Raw genomic sequence first — 17,285 nt, 5'->3', positions numbered from 1 at the left:
TTCAGAGAGAACTCTCCTCATAAAACACTCACGCCCCGCAGACTCCGCTCATCCCCATTGCCCCTGTTTCTGACATAGTATGTGCCGGAGCAGGCGGGGGGTGGGCTGCCTCTTCTTGTGCAGAAGCCCCCCCTGCCCGGCAGGAGCCACCACAATGGCAGTAGATTTCGAACAGATACGGAGCAACAAGACAGCGGTCCGGGACCTTCCGGCACCGCTCGTTGATACCGCGGCCCTTGAGGCTGTGGTTGCGCATGTACTTGAGAACAACCCCTTCGGCTGTGTGCCGTACGAGTCCGGCGGCGAGACGATCGCGGGCGTGGTCCGGGGCCGCGAGCAGTATACCGCCCGGATCGTGTACCTTGACGGAGATGGGAAAAAGGTCGGCGCAGCAAACGTCACCGCCGGGACAACCGCCGGGATGAATGCGGCAGCTGCTGCCGTCCTCGCAGATGCAGCACTCACCGCCGCAGTCGGCGGGACACCGGAGCGTGACCAGAACAAGGATTCGTACTCCTGCCAGCTGAAGTGCCGCGATCCAAATGGCGAGAACTATACCCTCACATTTGGCAGAAAGGCCGTCCGGCTGACCGGCTACGATGATGCGGCGATCCTCGCAGCAGTCGAGGACTGGGCAGACGAGATGGCAGCCCTGAGCTGAGTGGAGTGGAGAGGGGAGAGGGATCTCCTCACTTTTCCTCTTTGAGACGATTATTTTCTTTCTTTTGTGTAGAAACTATTGATTTTGAATGGGCAGCATCTCCTCTGGTATGCCCTTTTGCAGGTGGAGAGTGGGGAATTTTATTCCGACGGAGATGAGGAATTTTATTCCGATGAAACATGTGATGTATGCTTTCATACATTCGGGATAACGGAATTCTGTCTTGATTCTCTCCTTTCGGGAATAGTATTTATATCCTGATGTGTAAGTTTACTCTACCTGATTAATTATAATTTTTGTAAACTAAATCAGAAGATAGGGGGTAGGTGATGATGGTGTCAAAGGCCATAATCGGTGAGCGGATCAGGGCTGCGAGGAAACTGTCGGGCCTTTCGCAGCAGGCGCTTGCCGACCAGGTGAAGGTCTCGAAGATGGCGATCTCCAAGTATGAATCCGGTGATGTGATACCCGGCTCCGGGATGCTGCTTGCCCTTGGAAAAGCTCTTGGCGTGAAGGTGGAGTTTTTTCTAAGGCCAGTATCCGTAACACTGAGGCTGCCGCAGTACCGGTGCAGAAAGGCCCTTACAAAGAAGGAAGAGGCGATGATCCTCGGGAGGACAGAGGACTGGCTTGAGCGTTACCTGACAATCGAGCGGATCACCGGGGCAGAGGCAGGCCTTGATCTGTCTTCTCAGGATGAATGCAGGATCCGGAATGTTGAGGATATCGAAGCTCTGGCTCTGTCAGTCCGCACAAAATGGGATCTTGGTCTTGATCCGATCGAGAATGTGATGGATGTCCTTGAGCAGCATGGGATTAAGGTTGGTGTTCTTGCTGCGTCAGAGAAGTTTGATGCCCTGACCCTCTGGTATAATCATCATCCGGTTATCATTGTGAACAAAGAGATGCCGGGAGATAGGCAGCGTTTCAGCCTTGCCCATGAACTGGGCCATCTCCTTATGCAGCTGGAATCTGATTTAGGTACGGGAGCAATTCCAGAGAAGGTTGACGAGATGGCGGCAAACCGGTTTGCCGGAGCATTTCTGGTACCTGAAGAGGTGGCAGTTCGTGAACTGGGAAGGGAGCGGACACGGCTGGATCTCCGGGAGCTCTATCTCCTGAAGCAGAAATACGGCCTGAGCATGGCCGCATGGATCTACCGGGCACTCGATCTTGGGATCATCACGCGGGATGGAGCAGACCGGCTCAGGAGAGAGCTCAGCATACGCGGATGGCGAAAGATAGAGCCGGGGAAGCAGATCCCATCCGAATTCCCAACACAGATGAGGCTTCTGCTCCTGCATGCCCGAAGCGAACGGATGATATCGGAATCGAGGTTCGCCGAATTGATCGGAGATGACGGGATAGAAGGTACTGACTGGATTTGTTCAGGGGAGGTAAAAACGAGAGCGGGGGAGATGTGTGGGTGAGAAGAGAAAACGCTGGCTTCCGCGAAAAGAGTGTGAGAAACGGATAGTGTCCTGGGAGGGGATGGAATGAGCCGGGAGCTAAATCAGATTATTATTATGCTCTCTCGATATCCATCCTTTCTCACTTAATTCAGAGATTCTGATGGTTATTCCCGCCGGTACCCATCCCGTGGCACCAGGATCTCAAACCGTGCCCCCTCTCCATACACCCCGGTCTCGGTGATGGTAATCCCGGTGATCGCAAGGATCTCCCGGATGATGAAGAGCCCGAATCCTGTGTTCTTCCCAAAGCCCCTCATGAATATCTGCTCCTTATCGCCATCGGGGATCCCGGGGCCGTTATCCTGCCAGCTGATCAAGAGGGCGCTATCAAGGGGGGTGCAGCCGATTGTCACGGTGGTTGCCCCCTCTGCATGCCGGATGGTATTGTCCATTAAGTTGTAAAAGACCTTCTCGATCATCGGATCGCAATAGATCGAGTGTCCCACGCAGTCGCAGGCAACAGCGATATCTCCGCTCCTGTTCATCTCTAACAGATTGTGTACCGGGAGCCAGATCGGCTCTTTCACCCCGAGCTGTTCGTACTCGCGGGTGAAGGCGATCTGCTTCTCGATCACATCGGCTGCATCGTGCACCCTGCCGAGATGCCGGGTGAGTTGGGGATCGTCGCTCAGATCTCCGGCAAAATCGAGGAATCCCTGGATCACCATGATCTGGTTTAGAATGTCGTGCCGGGTGATCCTGGAGAGGAGCTGGAGCTTCTTATTGGCAAGCCGCAATGCCTCTTCTCCCTGTTTTCTTGTGGAAACATCTGTGTGGGTTCCAAGAGCCCGAACCGGTCTTCCTTCCAGATCCCGCTCAACGATCATCCCGCGGGTGAGGAGCCAGGTAACTCCTCCATCTTTTCTGAGTGCCCGAAACTCCAGTTCATAGGTATCACCTGTGCTGATCTGGCGCCTTATTTCAGCATCAATGAACTTCCTCTCTTCCGGGTGGATAAGTGAGAGGAATGATTCGTATGATCCTTCGAATTCTCCCGGCTCGTATCCGAGCATTGTATAGTAGACGGGACTGAAAAATGTCTTCCCGGTGCGGATATCCCACTCCCATATCCCATCGTTTATCGCGTTGATCGTGCGTTTATAGAGATCATTGACCTCGATGAGGTCCATCTCGGCCTTCCGCTCCCGTGTTATGTCCTGCAGAAGGATCAGCCTGCCCTCCGTCTCACCGGAGGGGCTTGTGAGGAGATCCACTGTCCCGGTATAGAAGCATACTCCGGTATCTGTCTCTCTCTGGAGGCTTGCTGTTGCCTTCTCTTCTTTTGTGGAGAGCTCAAGAAACTCCGGCCAGCTGCCAGCCGCCTCGTCTATCCGGATGCTTCTGGTTGGTCCTGTATTCAGTGAAAAGTATGCGGCGGCGGCTGGATTTGCATCGATGATATACCCATCCCTGTCAAGGACGAGCATCAGCTGGCTCATCCTGTCGATGAGGTGGCTCCGGGCGACCGGGATGATATCGAGGAACCGGTACCGGAAGAGTGCAATCGTGAAGAGGAATGCACTAATCCAGAAGAGCGGTGCGGACATGTTGATTCCCGGAACAGGAGTGATCCCGAGGACGAAGAGGTAGGTGATGACGCTTGGTATGATGAGAGCCGCAAAGAGGAGGATCGTCTGTATCTCAATGAGGGTATGCCTCTTCCGGCTCTCGTAAAAGAGGATTGCATAGCCTGCGATCAGGAGTGCGAGCGAGAACCCGGAATAGAGATGGAAGAATGCAGATTCTGTATACCCGAGGACGGGAACCGGGCCGGCAGAATCCAGTGAGAAGTTATACCGAAAGAGGGTGTGCCAGGGGCTCGTCAGGGCAAGGATCGTGGCAGCCACCGGAATGGCGAGGACGGCAAGTGCAATTCCTCTCCTGATCCATTCGGTCTTCCTGACGTACTCGAGGATAAGCCATATCTGGAGAACTGCGATATACGGCAGGAAGAGGAAACGGAGGTTATGAAAGAGAATTTTGTACTGGAGGGTCTCTGAGAGGAGCTCGAGTGTATTTACAGATGCAAATCCGGTTGCTGCGATCATCAGGAGGGTATAGGGGAGTGCTATCCGGATTCCCGGAATGAGCCTGCTTCCATAGAGTGCCAGGGCAGCTGTACTGATCGCAGAGAAGATGAGCATCCAGATGATGAGCGAATGGGTTTCCATGGTCAGATCTCCCCGTTTCTACGTAGGTTATGGGGTATCGGCGTATATAAATACTCATATTGCTGGAAAAAGCTAAAACCGCCATTTCCTCACATCTGATGGCGATTGTGAATGATACTACTCATAATTCCCGAGGATATTCCGTGCAATCCATACCCGGAAGACAGAGTCGAGTATGCCATATCTCCCCTCGCCGGGCTTGTCGATGGTCATGGTATTGGTGAGATCTCTCATCGAGGCGGTGAGCGAGGATGATTGCGTCTCCATATCTGCCGCTATCTCTTTCAGCCTCCGGGTCTTTGCGGCAGAGAGGTACTTCAGGATATCCTGCTGCTGCCTGCTGAACTTGCAGGAGTACCGTGATTCAAACTCGCTGTCGAACTCATCAAGCATGGAGGAGAATGCGAGTTCTGTGTCGTCTGAGGTGATCGAACCTTTCCCTTCAAGGATGGCATGCTGGTACAGTAAGAATCCCATCTTCTGGAAATAGAATGGGAAACCGTCAGTGTAGCTGTAGAGGGTATGAAGGGCATCGCCAGTGATTGTGATCTTCTGCATCAGGAGCCGGGAGCGGATGTACCTGCTGACTGCCTCCTCTCCGATCGGCTCGAGCCGGACTTTTGCGGCCATCAGGTAGAGGGGAGAGTCCGGCTTCAGGAAGACCTTGTTCAGGAGTGCAACTGAAGATCCCGAGAAGATGTACCGCACATCCGGCCGGCTGTCCATATGGGTCTTGAAGAGGCTGAAGATTGCGGGATTGAATCTGCTCAGCTCCTGGAACTCGTCAAAGGCGATGACGATCTGCTCTCTGCTCTCATCTGCCAGGTTTCCGATGAATGCAAAGGTCTCTTCGATGAGCTCGGATTCGCTCACCTCGCTCTCCCGGAACCGGAGGTATATCTCTCCGATATGCTCGATACTGCCTCCGATCTCCGCAATCGAACGGGTGGCACGGGTGATTGTAGCCTTGAAGATATCAGAGAACTTCCGTGCAAGCCCCTTTGCCCGGTGCTTCTCCTCATAGGCTTCGACCATTGCCCGTGAGGTGATCCTGAAGAAGTCGGCCGGGTGGGTGATCATCCGGCAGTTCACCTGGACGAAGAGGACCTCGTTCCCGATGCTCGTCCTGAGATTTTTCAGGAGCGAGGTCTTCCCGATCCGGCGTGGGCCGATGATGACGTTATGCTGTGCCCGGGAGAGGAGATCGAGCCTGATCCGGCTCACCTCCTCATCCCTGCCGATGAAGTAGGGGGGCTCGACCTCGCCCCCGACGATGAATATCTGTTCAGCCATGTGATCTGATCCTTTGGTTTTGGTGGGTGTGTCTGGTTTTCACGATAGTGGATTCTGGCGATTGAGGGAGTTGGGGGGGTTTTCAGGGATATGCATGATAATTGCATGGAGTATGTAAAGTGGTGATGCGAGGGGAGTGAATGTGATTTCAATTGTCTCTAGGCTGTCGGGGGAATTGGAGAGGGAGGGGAATTTTGCGGATCAGCTTACGGGGTACCTGTGGGGTACCTGTGGGGTACTTGTGGGGTACTTGTGGGGTACTTGTGGGGTGTTCATCCTGTCTGGTAGTGATGAAATGGCGGTTTAGGTGAGCTCAATTCTCTCTAAAATGTCGAAATAATTGGAGAAGGGGGGATACTCTTACCGGCTCAGCCTGCGGGGTACTTGCGGGGTACCTGCACGGTGCTTTCGCTAAAATTATCGTGTAATTTGTGGTTTTTCCCTCCTGTTAGGTGGTGATAAAAGGAGCGATTATAAGGGTTCAATTGGCTTTATGAGCTTTAAAATTGGAATATGGAGGATTCTTTTACCCTCTCAGCCTGCGCGGTACTTGCACGGTGCTTGCACGGTGCTTGCATGCTACTTGCATGGTGCTTTCGCTAAAATTATCGTGTAATTTGTGGTTTTCCCTCCTGTTAGGTGGTGATGAAATTGGCGTGAATACGGGTTTAATTGGCTTTAAAGGGCTTTAAAAATGGAATATGGGGGATTCTTTTACCGGCTCAGCCTGCGCGGTACTTGCACGCAACTTGCACGGTGCTTTCGCTAAAATTATCGTGTAATTTGTGGTTTTCCCTCCTGTTAGGTGGTGATGAAAGTGGCGTGAATATGGGTTAATTTGGCTTTAAGGGGCTTTAAAATTGGAATATGGAGGTTTCTTTTACCGTCTCAGCTTGCGCGGTACCTGCGCGGTGCTTGCATGGTGCATGCATGGTGGTGTTGGGCTGGGTTGCGGGGCGTGTGCCCCGTAGGTTGGGATCAATGATGAGAAAATTTCGAAACGGATTTGCAATCCTTGTTTTGTTGGAACACCTTCTGCTACATGACTACCTGGAACGGCTCGGAGATGAGAAATTTCAGTTGCAATCCTTGTTTTGCTGGAACACCTTCTGCTACAAGAACTTCTGTATGGTGATGTAAAGATAAATCATATGGTTGCAATCCTTGTTTTGCTGGAACACCTTCTGCTACAGAGAAGAGGATATTTAAAGAGCTGTCTAAAGTGACGTTGCAATCCTTGTTTTGCTGGAACACCTTCTGCTACAAGATCATTCGGATGCATCAAGGACACACTCCGACAACCTGTTGCAATCCTTGTTTTGCTGGAACACCTTCTGCTACGAAACAATATACAATGATACAAAAGCCGCATTGGTATTGTTGCAATCCTTGTTTTGCTGGAACACCTTCTGCTACAAGAATACGCTCCAATTTATTCAGAGATGACAAACATCAGTTGCAATCCTTGTTTTGCTGGAACACCTTCTGCTACACCCCGCTGAAGACCATCCTCAGGAAATTATAATTTTTGTTGCAATCCTTGTTTTGCTGGAACACCTTCTGCTACAAAGATCATCGAGGATCAGGGCAGGCGCATAGAAGCGTTGCAATCCTTGTTTTGCTGGAACACCTTCTGCTACTAAAGAGCTGATCGAACTGAGATCAGAGTTAACCAGGTTGCAATCCTTGTTTTGCTGGAACACCTTCTGCTACATATTCCATGTAGTCCTTCCCACAGGGGAGGAATGCCGTTGCAATCCTTGTTTTGCTGGAACACCTTCTGCTACAAAACGTTCCTGACTTGATTAAGCCGGAAAAGTATAAGTTGCAATCCTTGTTTTGCTGGAACACCTTCTGCTACTAAAGAACAGATGAATGGATTTGAAGATATGTCCGTCGGCAGTTGCAATCCTTGTTTTGCTGGAACACCTTCTGCTACTAAAACGCATTCTGATTATCCTGAAAGAAAAAACGGAGTTGCAATCCTTGTTTTGCTGGAACACCTTCTGCTACCAAAGGGTTATGATCGTATTGTAAACCGGGAAACACTGTTGCAATCCTTGTTTTGCTGGAACACCTTCTGCTACGAGTTTTGTTTTTGATAACGTTGATGGAGAAAGACATGTGTTGCAATCCTTGTTTTGCTGGAACACCTTCTGCTACTGAAACAGAAAGGCGGACTGCTAAATGACATTTGAACTTGTTGCAATCCTTGTTTTGCTGGAACACCCTCTGCTACAACCTTTGTGGATATACATCAAAGGTGCGATCCAACTTGTTGCAATCCTTGTTTTGCTGGAACACCTTCTGCTACATACCGCTAGTAGAGAAGTACGCCTTTGTTTTGAGAGTTGCAATCCTTGTTTTGCTGGAACACCTTCTGCTACTGTTTATACCGAGATCCACATCAAGTTGAAAGGTGTGTTGCAATCCTTGTTTTGCTGGAACACCTTCTGCTACGAATCGAGGAAGATAGTGCAATCTCAGTTCCCGATAAAGTTGCAATCCTTGTTTTGCTGGAACACCTTCTGCTACTCCTTTTAGCCATAGTAGGTAATACACCCTTACAGGTAAGTTGCAATCCTTGTTTTGCTGGAACACCTTCTGCTACAATGATTGAGTCAGTTCATGCAATGGATAAGGGAGTGTTGCAATCCTTGTTTTGCTGGAACACCTTCTGCTACGAGCTGGGGGGAAGGCCTATCCAAACGAGATGATGAATGGTTGCAATCCTTGTTTTGCTGGAACACCTTCTGCTACTAACTCCCTTTTTCCGTCCGTGAATTGGTGATATCGTTGCAATCCTTGTTTTGCTGGAACACCTTCTGCTACTGGAGAATACCACACCTATCATGGTGTTGGAAGCGGCGTTGCAATCCTTGTTTTGCTGGAACACCTTCTGCTACGATATCAATTTACGATGATGCTCCCGGCAACGAAAGTGTTGCAATCCTTGTTTTGCTGGAACACCTTCTGCTACAGGGTCAAATTTTGTCCTTTTCGCCTATAATCTTTTCTATCGCTTCCGATTTTTCAGACTATATAAAGCGGACGAGCCTGGTATCTTCAATATCCTCATATATCGTTCAATTCTCCGAAAATAACGCTCCCCTTGCACAATCTAATAATCCGTTTGCTTATTTGTTATCCTCCCACTCAACTCTCACCACACATATCCAACTACTTCATCTGTTCCAGTGGACTCACACTCTCCCCTTCAAGTGATGAAATGGTAGCAGATAATAATCGAAACTTATTACATGCCTGAATACAATCCGGAACTGTGGAGCCTAAATTACAAACATTGGTCTATGCCGCCCTCCTCCACGATATCGGAAAGTTCTATCAGAGGACGGGGGCGTCACATGGAGATGAATTTGGGGGGCTCACGGCTAAGGATCATGGTTTCAGTGGCGCGCACGCCAAATGGTCGGCTGATCTGATCCGGTCGGTTTTTCAGAACAATGAGATTGAGGATCTTGTCCTTCACCACCACGCACCTGAGCAGTCAAAAAACCGGGAAATGACAACAATTCTCCAGAAAGCCGATTGGATCTCAGCAGCAATAGATCGAAGCAAACGGGATCTGGGGGAGAAAGGTGATCCAAAGAAAGAACACCTCTGGAGCATCTTCACCCAGGTATCACTCAGGGGAAAGGCACAGGCTGCTTCATTGAAGTGGCATCACCGGTTGGGAATTCTCTCTCCAACACGCGATCTTTTCCCAACAGATGAACCCGATCCCTATCACTGGAATAATGAAGCGGCATATGATCGCCTCTGGAAGGAATTTGTCGATGAGTTATCGGCGGCGGGAAAGCCGCCCCACCCGACAACCCTTCTTGCCCTTCTCCGTAAGTACACCTCAACCATTCCCTCGGCAGCGTATGTTGACTACCCGGATATCCCGCTCTATGATCATGCAAAGACAACGGCAGCACTTGCCTCATGCCTCTGGCTTTCAAAAGAAGCATCTCCATTCCTGCTTGTGCAGGGTGATCTCTCGGGAATCCAGAATTTTATCTTCAATGTTTCAACGCCGGAGGCCGCCCGGAAAGGAATGGCAAAGCGGCTGAGGGGCAGATCGTTCTGGCTCTCGCTGCTTGCGGATGCTGTTGCACAGGATATGATCAAGACCTCGGCAGTATGTGAAGCAAATGTCCTCTGGAATACTGGTGGGAACTTCCTGCTCGTTCTTCCAAACAATCCCCGGACTAATGAAGCTGTGGAGAGGCTCTCTTCCTCTGTTAATGAGGGCCTGCTGAAAGAAACTGATGGCGGGCTCTATCTCGCTATTGGAACCCTCGCTGTCTCAGAAGAGGAGATAAAGGATTTTGCCGGATGCCTTGAACGCCTCCATCTTGAAACCTCCCGAAAGAAACTGAGGAAGTTTTCAGAATGTAATCTCACAGCAGAAACATATGGAGAAGCCCGAGATATCGAGGGTTTCTGCCCGATCTGTGAGCACACTCTGTCTGATAACCATTCCTGCCCGATGTGTAGGCAACATGAAGATATCGGCCGCGATCTGGCTCACGCGAAGTTCTTTAACAGGGGTAAGAATCTTGACTTTGGCTTTTCCGAGTATGGTCTCTCCTCGTCATATGCCCTGACAGATCAGCCAATCCGGGAGCCGGATATCTTTACTGCTGCAATCAACAGTACGAATTTCCTTGTGAGCGGTGTGTATGAGCGAAGTTTCATTCTCCTTGGCAATAGCGTTCCGCTCCATAAGCATCGTATTCTGACCTTCAGCGAGATGGCACAGATTGCCCGTGGCGATCAGAAGCTTGGGCTGATTAAGGCGGATGTGGATAATCTCGGAAAAATCTTTGCACTCGGGCTTGAGAGGGAGAAGCGTTCCATATCAAGAATCTATACTCTCTCATCGCAATTTGAGTTTTTCTTCAGCGGGTACCTCAATGAACTCTGTAAAGAGTATGGCGTTTATGATGATCTCTGTCCCGAATGCCGATCAGATGCCCGTGAGATCAATATTGAACGGGAGGTTGAGGATCAGGAGAGCGGGGATTCGAGAACTGTTACCTGGACTGCTTATGACTGCGATGATCCCTGTGAGAGATGCCAGCGGTATTTCATCCCGACGCTCTATATTACCTTCTCAGGCGGGGATGATCTCCTGATCATCGGGCCATATGATCATATCATACGGTTTGCTGACCGTCTCAGGAAGGAATTCTCCGAATTTGTCTGCAAAAACCCGGATATCACCCTTTCAGCAGGTATCGTTGCCGTTCCACCACGAATGCCGCTTGCCCATGCGGTGAAGGCAGCAGATGATCATCTCGAAGAGGCAAAGAAGGTATTAGGAAAGGACAGGGTTTCGATCTTCAGGGAATGCCTTCCATGGTCTGATCGGTCTTCTGAAAAGGGATACTCATCCCTGCTTTTACAGGGAGAGTCGATGGAGAAGGCATTGGCTGATGGATCTATCAGCCGGAGTTTTCTGCATAATGTACACAGCATATGGGAGATGGCATTTACAAAATGCGACAATATCCATGAAAATGATAAGAAAACCGCAGAAAGAACAAGGATTAAACGCTATCTTCCGTACCTGAAATACCAGATTGCACGGAATGTGAAGAGCAGTGAAAAGAAACGGATCGAAGAGATGCTTGTCCCGTCATTTGGATGGGCACGGTTTCCGATTCAATGGACGATGATGAGAACCAGGAGGAAGTAAATGTCACGTGATTTGTATAATAATCAGAACCAGAGGCAGTCAGGATCGAGGAATTATGGATCAAGTACAAGAGATGACTATTCTCAACCTGCATTTATGGAGGGCATTAAAAACGTCGTCAACCTCTCTGATCTGAAGGTCGATGATATTGCCAAAGAGAATGGTATCGCAGAGCTTGCCGCAAGAGAGTTTAAAAAAGCTCAAAAAGAACTCAAAACAACGCAACTAAGGAAATTTTTCAGTCAGGCAAAGTCAATCGAAGCAAACCTGAAGGAGAAAGGGTGGGATGCTGTCAGTGCAGAGTTTGCGATGCTTCGTCCAATCCTTGCTTATGCAAAGGGGAGAAAGGCAATCCCAGACTCATTCTATACGTTCATGACCCTCTGTATGGGTAAAGTCGTGGCTCAGGATGGGAACGAGGAGCTGACAAGGAAAAATTATACGCGTTTTATGCAGATCCTGGAATCGGTGGTTGCATACCAGAAATATTATGAGGATAAGAGGGAGTGATTGGAATGGTTGAATTTGAAGAGAATTACCGGATATCCGGAGAGATCGTTTGTAAAACCGGACTGCATGTCGGTGGTTCAGCAGATACGCTTGGAATCGGAGGTTCAGACAGCCCTGTCATTCTTGACAGGCTCAGGAAAATTCCGTATATCCCTGGCTCCTCACTCAAAGGAAAGATGCGTTCTGCTCTTGAGCTGAAATATTCGGACAGGTGGCTCGATAAGAGCGGTGGTGAGGTTCATGGTAGTAAATGTACTGATTCTGGCTGTGATCTCTGCACTACATTTGGCAGAGGTGCAACAGATAAGATCAAATCCGGTCCAACCCGCCTGATCGTCCGGGATGCATATCCTACCGAGGAAACCACTCACTCATGGGAGGATAAGGAAGGGATTGCCCATGGTACAGAGATCAAAGGTGAGAACTTCTTAAACCGGATCACCTCAATGGCCACTCCCCGTTTCATTGAGCGTGTGCCAGCAGGTTCGATATTTGCATTTGAGATGGTCTTCTCGGTCTATTCACCAGATGATCGTGCCCGGCTGAAGCTTGTCCTTGAGGCGATGACTCTCCTTGAGGACAGCTATCTTGGAGGAAGCGGCACCCGTGGCTATGGGAAGATCGAATTTCAAAATCTTTCCCTCCAGGTAAAGACGCCGGATGCGTATCGTGAAGGAAAAGATTGGGAGCAATCTTCGGTTGCAGAAGGAAAGATGACAGCACGCGAGATCCTTGCATCCCTCTGAGCCAGGAGAATTGGACATGCGTGCAGTCTATCTGAGACCGCGATCGCTCTTTCCGGGCTCGCTCCCCTCAAATTCCCTCTTTGGTGCAATCTGCCATGCAATGGCTGACCTGGGGGGGCCGGTGGATGAGCTCATTGCAGAGTATGCCTCCTCCCCCCCGTTCCTCATCAGCTCGGCATTTCCTTTCATTGAAGGGGATGGGAAAAGTGGAAAGATCCATTTTCTTCCAAAGCCTATCCAGCCGATCACAAAGCTGCCTGATCCAGAGCTGTTTGATGCAGCCAGGAAAGTGAAGAAAATATCGCTTCTGTCTGCTCCTCTCTTCTCGGCACTCTTAAGTCAAGAGATGACAGCCGATGCCCTCGTAAAAATAATCGATAAGTACATCATCAGGTATGGAATGTGTTATGATGGAGAGGAAAACCGGGATTTTAAGATCGAACCGGCTGAGATTCCACATAACAGGATCAACCGCCTCTCATCTGCATCTGAGGCATTCTTTGCAACCAGTGGGTACCGGTTTAAAAATGCCGGCCTCTATTTCCTGATTGATATGAAAAACCAGAAGTGGGAATCTGAGGTTTTGGGTGCTATACGCCTGCTGGAGGATCGCGGTTTTGGGCCGAAGATCTCCTCCGGAGGTGGGCAGTGTTCAGTATCTGTTGAAGATTGTGATATCCTTCCGAAGACAACGGGCAATCGTATTGTGACACTCTCCCGCTACTCCCCATTGAACTTTGGTGATCTGGGAGCAGAGACATATTATGAGCTCTGCCGGATCAGGGGGAGAAGTGCCGATGGAGTGATGAAGAAACCGGTGATGATGCTTGGAGAGGGTTCAGTTTTCCCTGATACCGGAACCCCGTTCTATGGCAAAATCGTTAGGGTACGGGATGAACCCCCTGTTGTTGAGTATGGATATGCATTCCCCATCAGGTTTGGAGGTGTTGCATGAAGCTCGAATTAAAGACCGTAACGCCGGTGCATATTGGTACCGGTGATAAGTATGGCGGTGCTGAGATCTATCGATCTGGCTCTGGTTATATGAGGACTTCGATCTCGGATATTGCCCGAAACCTTGAGGGAAGGGCATATGAAGAGTTTCTATCGGGCCTTGAAGAACCTGGATTCATGCTGGATGAGTTCCTTTCCCGCCATCCCGGTGTAAAGCCAAAAGAGCGGTATCTATTGAAATCTCCTGAAAAGGCCATATCCGATGAAGTCCGTGAGTGTATTAAAACCGGCTTTGATATCCCCTATATTCCGGGATCAAGCCTGAAAGGGGCAATCCGAACCGCCCTGATATGGAAGGCATGTAAGGATGATCCGATGTTTCCCCCGGACTCATGGGGGAGGCAAAGGCCGAATAAGAAGTGGATCGGTGCGGAATATTTCAGTAGTATCCTGAATCTGCATCCAAGAAAGAATGATCCAAAATACGACCTTCTCAGGTTCCTTGAGGTTTCCGATTTTATGCCGGTGACACCTCATATGTACCTCTACGAGTTGAAGACCTGGTCTCTTCAAAAAAATCGAGGGATGATACAAAAGCCATTCAGCATCTACTGCGAGACACTGTGGGCACGTTGCGAAGGGACGATTACGTTATCCCCGGATATCGCTCATGCACTTAACCACCGCGATTATACCCTCCTACAGAAGAAGCTCCCGCTCCTTGGTATTACTGAATCTGATCTGGCAGGAATCGATGATCCTGTACGACACGGGAAGGCTGAGCAGAAAGTGATGACACACCTGAAGAAGATCATGAAGGAGTTTATCGCCGCAGCACTTGAGCATGATCTGGCACTCTGCTTTGAAAATGGGGGTGAAGAGTTGCAAAAAGTGATTCAGAGAATGCAGGGTGAGCACCAGAAAAAGGATCTGATCAGGCTTGGTTTTTCGATTGGGACTACATATCAGACGGTGATGGATCTCATTGAAAAGCGGGATGCCGAACTTGCCGCTGATCTGATTACCGCTATGAAGCTTGGACGATATCCGCGTAATAGTGACGGTGATTCCGTATCTCCACCGTATCCAAAGAGTATCGAGTTTATCACTTCCAAAATGGAGATGCCTGGGTGGGTTGAATGGTAACCCTCTTTATGACAGTCGGCACCGGAGTGGGCGAAGATCGCCTTGAGCGGATGCGGAATCTTGCCCATGGGCTTGCGCATGGTATTGCATACCTGAAAGCCGATCAGCTGGTATTCTTTGGATCTCAGGAGAGCCATCCGATGATCGAGCATATAGGGGAGTGCTATGTCCAAATACATGGTCATGATCTTCCCCCCCATACCTGGGTGCAGTTGAAGAATATCGATTCATTTTCTGACTGTTTTGAACAGATACGTGATGAGATCAGGAAGAGGGAAGGCGAAGAGATCCGGATTGATTATACATCCGGGACAAAGACGATGACGATGTCGGCGGCAATAGCATCAATGCTGCATCAGAAACCCCTGACGTTCATTAATGGGAAGAGAGGGAGTAATGGCCTTGTCATCCTTGGAACAGAGAGCGTCTCCGAACAGTCCCTTTATCTTGCATATAATATTGTCATTCGGGATATGGCGGTTGCGGAGTTTAATGCGTACCGTTTTGATTCTGCAATTGCCTCATTGAAGAAGCTGGTTGCAGAAGAGGATAAGAAGGAACTCCTGATAATTGCCGAGGCATACCGGCTCTGGGATCGGTTCGATCATGCCGGAGCAGCGGCTCTCTTTGACAAAATTCATGATCAGAAGTTCAATGATAACAAGGGTTTTGTCAAGCAGCTCCATACGGCAACTGATCCAAAATACCGGTACAAGCTGGTTTTAGCCGACCTTCTGAATAATGCAGGCCGCAGGATTGAGGAAGGAAAATATGATGATGCAACCGCCCGGCTCTACCGTGCCGCCGAGCTCGTCACGCAGATCCGCCTTCTTGAATATGATATCGATGATATCAATGGAACAATCAGGCTTGACCTGCTTAAGAAAAAGAAGATGAATCCCGAATATTATGCCCGATGCGAAGGCAGGGCCGATCCCGAAGGCCGTTTAAGGCTTGGAATCCGGGATAAGTTTGGGCTTCTTGAAGCACTTGGCTGGACCCGTGCGATGCGGATCTATGAATCGATTGCTGATGATCTTACCAAAAGGAACAGCTCAATTTTGGCGCATGGGATCACATCTGTTTCTGAAGATGATGCAAAGCGCCTGTATGAAAAGATCCTTACTCTCTCTAAAGGTTCCTGTGGAGATAATGACATTCCGCAGATGATCCGGCGTTCAAAATTTGAGAAACTATGACATTCCCTGTTCTCTATTGCGTCCTGAAGACCGACCGGCCTGTTATGGAGAGTGGAGCAATGCTCCGGGGGTGTGTTGCAGGCAGGCATCCGGATCGCCCAATACTTCATCATCATGCCCCTGCACTCATCTACACATATCCGAAGGTACAGTACCGGGTGATTGAAGGAACACCTTCCATTCTTGGAATTGCTGAAGGGGCAGAGGAGGTGAGATCCATTGTCGGGGAGATCGATGAGCTGACTCTTGGACAGAACAGGTACCGTGTTGACCAGAAGGTGACCTATGATATCAAAGGGTCACTCTATCCGGTGCGTGATCTCAGGTCATACCGGTTTACGTCTCCCTGGATCGCCCTTAATGAGAAGAATTACGAAAAATATCAGTTGGCAGAGGGATGGAAGGAGAAGAAGGATCTGCTGAACAGAATTCTCATTGGCAATATCCTCTCGATGGCGAAAGGGCTTGATATTGTGATCTCACGTGAGATCCGGGTCCGAACGCATCTTGATCCAGTAATTATCCATTACAAAGGTCTTGCGATGACCGGGTTCACCGGGGAGTTCCAGGCAAATGTCGTCATCCCTGAATTTTTTGCTCTTGGAAAAGGGGTTTCCCAGGGATTTGGGACCGTTATCCCTGATCGTTCCAGTCCCGTTTCCCGAGAAGGATCGAGAGGAACTTCCGGCCATAGGGAGTGAGGTTCTGCTCCTGCCCACTCTTTTCAAGAATGCCATGCCGTATCAGCTGTTCTGCGTCACTATAGGCAAGCCGCTCCCCGGTGCCAAAGCATGTCCTGACAAGGTATCCAATATGATCAGTAGGATAGGGAAGTGTTGGTATTCTTACAACCTGGTATGAGGTTCTGGATGGGAAGAGGATTTGATCAAAGTTTTCGCGGTGCTCTTCATACATTGCAATCCCCTCTTCGCGTGATTGCACCTCGCCAAACATCCCGATCTCACGCCTGTATCGTTCAAGAAGGGTGTTCATATGCTGAATTTCAGGGTTGACAACTGAGAAAACACCGTCTGCACCAAGGATCTGTCCGATGAGTGTCAGTACAACTGACATATTTTTCCTGCCCCCGGTGATATTCAGGTAAATCGTATCGCACTTATGCTCATCTCGTTCCTCACGAAAGATCCTGGCTGCCTCTGCCATGAATCGAAGTGTATCATCCTCAGATGCGACATCATCAAAAGGTAGGATCACAGGGTGGATTCGGAGCCACTGGTATCTGAGAGAGAGACCAGCATCGAGAAACTTGGTCCCTGCAAGGACAAAATCATCCTGAGTGGCAAGTATTACAAGATCGGATATAGGTTCCCCTATGCCGTCGATGAAGCTGCTGACGGCGGGGGGGCTCATACCGACAGGAGCGATGACTGCTGTCTTCATATGAATAGTCCTTTCTCTCCCCTTC

12 protein-coding genes and 1 CRISPR repeat array are annotated in these 17,285 nt (G+C 49.6%); of the genes, 9 read left to right on the top strand and 3 right to left on the bottom strand.

Annotation, left to right across the window (positions count from 1 at the left end; all coding sequences use genetic code 11):
• The first annotated feature begins 154 nt into the window (after positions 1-154).
• Both ACYUBO_RS11500 and ACYUBO_RS11495 read left to right on the top strand, forming a co-directional pair.
• Positions 155-661, top strand: a complete 507-nt coding sequence (locus tag ACYUBO_RS11500; RefSeq protein ID WP_460374675.1) for a hypothetical protein — start codon at positions 155-157, stop codon at positions 659-661.
• A 329-nt stretch (positions 662-990) separates the two neighbouring features.
• Positions 991-2,091, top strand: a complete 1,101-nt coding sequence (locus ACYUBO_RS11495) for a helix-turn-helix domain-containing protein (protein WP_460374673.1) — start codon at positions 991-993, stop codon at positions 2,089-2,091.
• 146 nt (positions 2,092-2,237) lie between these two features.
• Here ACYUBO_RS11495 and ACYUBO_RS11490 read toward each other — a convergent pair whose 3' ends face one another.
• Both ACYUBO_RS11490 and ACYUBO_RS11485 read right to left on the bottom strand, forming a co-directional pair.
• Positions 2,238-4,304 (bottom strand): histidine kinase N-terminal 7TM domain-containing protein, encoded by a 2,067-nt coding sequence (locus tag ACYUBO_RS11490; protein WP_460374671.1) that lies wholly within the window; start codon positions 4,302-4,304, stop codon positions 2,238-2,240.
• 117 nt (positions 4,305-4,421) lie between these two features.
• Positions 4,422-5,597: an AAA family ATPase gene (locus tag ACYUBO_RS11485; RefSeq protein ID WP_460374669.1), complete on the bottom strand. Its 1,176-nt coding sequence runs from the start codon at positions 5,595-5,597 to the stop codon at positions 4,422-4,424.
• Positions 5,598-6,602: 1,005 nt separating this feature from the next.
• A CRISPR array of direct repeats spans positions 6,603-8,577; the repeat unit is 37 nt; unit sequence GTTGCAATCCTTGTTTTGCTGGAACACCTTCTGCTAC.
• Between the two features lie 303 nt (positions 8,578-8,880).
• Between ACYUBO_RS11485 and cas10 the strand changes: the two genes are divergently transcribed.
• From cas10 to ACYUBO_RS11450, 7 genes are read left to right on the top strand one after another with little or no spacing between them, the layout of a single operon-like run.
• Positions 8,881-11,304, top strand: a complete 2,424-nt coding sequence (cas10, locus tag ACYUBO_RS11480; RefSeq protein WP_460374667.1) for a type III-A CRISPR-associated protein Cas10/Csm1 — start codon at positions 8,881-8,883, stop codon at positions 11,302-11,304.
• Entirely contained in the window at positions 11,305-11,814 is a 510-nt protein-coding gene (gene csm2 / locus ACYUBO_RS11475) for a type III-A CRISPR-associated protein Csm2 (RefSeq protein WP_460374666.1), read from the top strand.
• Between the two features lie 5 nt (positions 11,815-11,819).
• Positions 11,820-12,560 (top strand): type III-A CRISPR-associated RAMP protein Csm3, encoded by a 741-nt coding sequence (gene csm3, locus ACYUBO_RS11470; protein ID WP_460374664.1) that lies wholly within the window; start codon positions 11,820-11,822, stop codon positions 12,558-12,560.
• Between the two features lie 16 nt (positions 12,561-12,576).
• Complete coding sequence (gene csm4 / locus ACYUBO_RS11465) at positions 12,577-13,515, top strand: type III-A CRISPR-associated RAMP protein Csm4 (protein WP_460374662.1); 939 nt, start codon at positions 12,577-12,579, stop codon at positions 13,513-13,515.
• Entirely contained in the window at positions 13,512-14,660 is a 1,149-nt protein-coding gene (gene csm5, locus ACYUBO_RS11460) for a type III-A CRISPR-associated RAMP protein Csm5 (RefSeq protein ID WP_460374660.1), read from the top strand. Before csm4 ends, csm5 begins: the two co-directional genes overlap by 4 nt.
• Entirely contained in the window at positions 14,654-15,859 is a 1,206-nt protein-coding gene (locus ACYUBO_RS11455) for a TIGR02710 family CRISPR-associated CARF protein (RefSeq protein ID WP_460374658.1), read from the top strand. Before csm5 ends, ACYUBO_RS11455 begins: the two co-directional genes overlap by 7 nt.
• Complete coding sequence (locus ACYUBO_RS11450; RefSeq protein ID WP_460374657.1) at positions 15,856-16,560, top strand: CRISPR-associated endonuclease Cas6; 705 nt, start codon at positions 15,856-15,858, stop codon at positions 16,558-16,560. Before ACYUBO_RS11455 ends, ACYUBO_RS11450 begins: the two co-directional genes overlap by 4 nt.
• Here ACYUBO_RS11450 and ACYUBO_RS11445 read toward each other — a convergent pair.
• Complete coding sequence (locus ACYUBO_RS11445) at positions 16,493-17,260, bottom strand: CRISPR-associated protein Csx14 (RefSeq protein ID WP_460374655.1); 768 nt, start codon at positions 17,258-17,260, stop codon at positions 16,493-16,495. The genes ACYUBO_RS11450 and ACYUBO_RS11445 overlap by 68 nt on opposite strands.
• Positions 17,261-17,285: the final 25 nt, after the last annotated feature.

The sequence above is a fragment of the Methanocalculus sp. MC3 genome (assembly GCF_054767395.1).
This window is presented reverse-complemented; position numbering and strand designations above follow the sequence as displayed.